1 protein-coding gene is annotated in these 586 nt (G+C 68.6%); it reads right to left on the reverse strand.

The annotated features are described in order from the left end of the window. Positions 1–586 (reverse strand): CaiB/BaiF CoA transferase family protein (locus AC1DY5_RS58060; protein WP_478123102.1); only part of this gene is annotated, 586 nt, incomplete at both ends.

A 586-nucleotide genomic window follows, 5' to 3' on the forward strand; every position in this document is an offset into this window, starting at 1 on the left:
GCCCAGCACTGCGCACAGCGGGGCCCAGTGCTGATCACTGGCGGTGATGTGGAGCCAGCGGCCGTCGGACGCTTCGAAACTCGCCGACGGCACGCGACCAGGATGCTCGGTACCGAGGCGTGGCGGCACCTCTTGCAGCGCGAACCAGCGGGCTGCTGCCAGCGTCAGCAGGCTCACCTGCGCATCGAACATGGACAGGTCGATGTAAGAGCCTTGCCCCGACGCGCTTCGCCCTTGCAGCGCCGACAGGATGGCGATCGCGGCCCAGAGGCCCGAAGTCAGGTCCGCCACCGGCAGACCCGGCTTGACCGGGCCGCCGCCGCGCTCTCCGGTCAGGCTCATGATTCCGCCCATCGCCTGGAACACGGTGTCGTAGCCCTTGCGCGGGGCGTAAGGGCCTGTCTGGCCGAAACCGGTGCACGACAGGTAGACCAACCCCGGGTTCGACTCGCGCAGCGCATCCGGCCCGAGGCCGTAGCGCTTGAGCGTGCCAACCGGGAAGTTCTCGATCACGACGTCGACGCCCGCCGCGAGGTCGCGCACGATCTGCTGGCCTTCCTTGCTGCGCAGATTCACCGTGATCGAC

The sequence above is a fragment of the Variovorax sp. P4_D9 genome (assembly GCF_056401695.1).